A 2,825-nucleotide genomic window follows, 5' to 3' on the forward strand; every position below is an offset into this window, starting at 1 on the left:
TCCGAAGCACTGCGAATCATCGCTCGTCAGGTTGCGGCTCAACAAGAACTACGCCGTGGTTTGAACCGCTTAACCCGTGCCCCCCAATCGCACTCACGAGGGGAAGAACAGCAGGAGCGTTTCTTTACGCTCTCTGAGGAGCGCCTGCGCCTACTAGAATCCATTGTTATCAATGCAAATGACGCGATTGTCATTACAGAAGCTGAGCCATTGGAAGAGCCGCTTGGCCCCAGAATTGTCTATATAAATCAGACCTTTACCCAAATGACCGGCTATCAACCGGAAGAGGTAATCGGTAAGACTCCCCGGTTGTTGCAAGGGCCGAAAACTGAGCGATCGCAACTCGATAAAATTCGTCAAGCTTTGTCACGATGGGAGCCGGTCAGAGTCGAGTTGATTAACTACCGTAAAGACGGTTCCGATTTTTGGGTAGAACTGAATATTTTACCCCTGGCAGATAGTACGGGTTGGTTTACCCATTTGCTAGCGGTGCAACGAGATATTACCGAACGCAAAGCCGCTGAGTACGAACTAAAATCCCATGCGCGGGCTTCAGCAGCAGTGGCTCAACTGGGGCAAGGGGCGCTCTCTGGCACCAATCTAGATACGCTGATGCAAGAAGCGGTGAAGCTGGTTGCCCAAACCCTGGAAGTGCCCTATTGCCAGGTTATGGAACTGATGCCAGGAGGCAATGCTTTCTTCATGCGGGCGGGCGTTGGTTGGCAGGAAGGGTTGGTGGGTTCTGCAATCATCGGTGCCCACGATCGTTCCCAGGCAGGATATACCTTGCTAACGGGGAAGCCGGTGATTGTGGAAGACCTCCGGATCGAAACGCGCTTTTCTGGAACGCCACTGCTGCACAACCACCGTGCGATCGCTGGCATGAGTGTGATTATTCATAGTCAGGGGAACCCGTTCGGTGTTTTGAGCGTTCACACCCCCTACTACCGGAGGTTTACGGAAGACGAAGTTCATTTTTTGCAAGCGGTTGCGAATGTCTTGGCAACGGCGAACGAACGCCAGCTTGCGGAAGAGGCGCTGCGAGAAAGCGAAGAGCGGTATGCGCTGGCGGTTCGCGGGAGTAATGAAGGTTTGTGGGATTGGAACCTGAAAGCGGAAACCTTCTATTTTTCGCCGCGATGGAAATCGATGTTGGGTTGCCAGGAGGATGAAATTGGCGACAGCCCGGAGGAGTGGTTTAACCGCGTACATCCAGAAGACTTGGAGCGAGTCAAAAGCGCGATCGCTGCCCATCTAGAAGGGTTGACTCACCACTTCGAGAAAGAATATCGGATGTTACATAAGGATAAAACCTACCGATGGATGCTTTGTCGAGGAATGGCGATTCGAGATGCCAATGACAAAGCCTACCGGATGGCAGGATCGCAGACGGATATTACCGACCGCAAGGTGGCTGAGGAACATCTCATCTATGATGCATTTCACGATCCGCTGACAGGTTTGCCCAATCGAGCCTTATTTATGGAGCGACTGTCCCAGGCGATCGCGCGAACCAGAAGACAGCCAGAATATCTGTTTGCCGTCTTATTTCTAGATATCGATCGCTTCAAAGTCGTCAATGATAGCCTCGGTCATGTCATCGGAGACCATCTGCTGATTGCGTTAGCAAAGCGACTGCAAAGTAGCGTCGCTTCTTGCCTGCAAGCCTCTGTGTGTGGCAGCAATACTGTGGCACGGCTTGGGGGCGATGAATTCGTCATCCTCTTAGAAGAAATTCAAGATATCGACGTTGTAGAAGCGATCGCCAAAAGCATCCAAAAAGACCTCCGGCATCCTTTCAACCTAGACAGACACGAAGTCGTTGTGACAGCCAGCATTGGCATTACCTTAAGTGCAATCGAGCAACGAGGTTCATCAGGCACTTACAAAACTTGCCCCTACCCCGGAGACATTCTGCGTGACGCCGACATCGCCTTATATCAAGCCAAGGCACTAGGCAAAGCCCGTTACGAAGTTTTTACCACCGCTATGCACACTCATGCGGTGGCTCGCTTGCAACTAGAAAACGATCTCAGACAAGCCCTAGCCAGAACTGAGGTAAAAGACCGGCTTCAAACAAAAACTGTCAATTCTTCTGGTTACTCTTCACTCAGTCGTGAGTCCGCATCCTTCAGTCATTCTTTCCTGCTTCACTATCAGCCCATTGTCTGCTTCATGACTGGCAGAATTACTGGTTTCGAGGCACTGGTACGCTTGTCTCACCCGTTTCGCGGCTTGATTTCCCCAGTTGATTTTATCCCGATCGCAGAAGAAACAGGTTTAATTATCCCCTTGGGAGCGTGGGTTCTGCGCGAAGCCTGCCGTCAAATGCGGCTTTGGCAACAAGAATTTCCCGACTTGGCACCATTAACCATCAGCGTTAATCTTTCCGGCAGACAGTTTTCAAAACCTAATTTAGTCGAGCAAATTCAGCAAATTCTCCAAGAAACCGAGTTACCAGCGCCAAGTCTAAAACTGGAAATTACCGAAAGTGTAGTGATGGAAAATGCTGCCGCCGCTACGGCTAGTTTAGAGCAACTAAGCAACTCCGGAATTCAACTTAGTATTGATGACTTCGGAACCGGCTATTCTTCTTTGAGCTATTTGCACCGCTTTCCGCTCAATACTCTGAAGATTGACCGCTCCTTTGTTAGCCGGATGGATGCAGGCGAAAATTCTGAGATTGTAAAAACGATTGTTACGCTGGCTCATCATCTGGGATTAGATGTGATCGCAGAAGGTGTAGAAACGGCGGCTCAGATGGAACAACTGCGATCGCTACGCTGCGAAGCTGGGCAAGGATTCTTCTTTTCCAAGCCACTAGA

1 protein-coding gene is annotated in these 2,825 nt (G+C 50.5%); it reads left to right on the plus strand.

Going from position 1 to position 2,825, the window contains the following annotated elements; genetic code table 11:
• Positions 1-2,825: EAL domain-containing protein (locus tag H6F50_RS00365; protein WP_190425051.1), on the plus strand; the 2,825-nt coding region annotated here is incomplete at both ends.

The sequence above is a fragment of the Coleofasciculus sp. FACHB-712 genome (genome assembly GCF_014695635.1).
Taxonomy (GTDB): domain Bacteria; phylum Cyanobacteriota; class Cyanobacteriia; order Cyanobacteriales; family FACHB-T130; genus FACHB-T130.